This window comes from Clostridium sartagoforme AAU1 (genome assembly GCF_000401215.1).
In the GTDB taxonomy this organism is placed as follows: domain Bacteria; phylum Bacillota; class Clostridia; order Clostridiales; family Clostridiaceae; genus Clostridium; species Clostridium sartagoforme.
Window position 1 is genome coordinate 1 of record NZ_ASRV01000288.1, and the last position, 477, is coordinate 477.

1 protein-coding gene is annotated in these 477 nt (G+C 28.3%); it reads left to right on the forward strand.

The genetic code is table 11. The features are described from left to right. A partial coding sequence (locus tag A500_RS19165; protein ID WP_016209220.1) for a transposase occupies positions 1-477 on the forward strand: 477 nt, incomplete at both ends.

The window sequence follows — 477 nt, forward strand, 5'->3', positions numbered from 1 at the left end:
GAAAGTGAGGAGAACTATTCATTTATTGAAGAAAATAATCAAATAGCATTTATTAAGCCATCTAATTATGAAATATCAAAAACAAGAAAATATAAAAATGATATCGGTAAAATAGAAAACATGGATTACAATGAAGAAAAAGATTTCTACATATGCCGAAATGGTAAGCAGTTAAAGGCTGAAAATATAAAAATTAGAAAATCTAAAACAGGATATGAAAGTGAAAAGACAATTTATGTTTGTGAAGATTGCAATGATTGCACTTACAAGAGTAGTTGCATCAAAGGGAATAATTGTAAAACTCCTTTGGAAGAAAGAGTAAAAAGATTTGAAACATCAAAAAAGTTTAATCGCCAAAGAAAGTCTGATTTAGAAAGAATTCTAAGCGAAGAAGGTTGCTTGCTTAGAATGAACAGAAGTATTCAAGCAGAAGGTTCTTTTGCACAAATAAAACAAGACATGAATTTCAGAAGATTT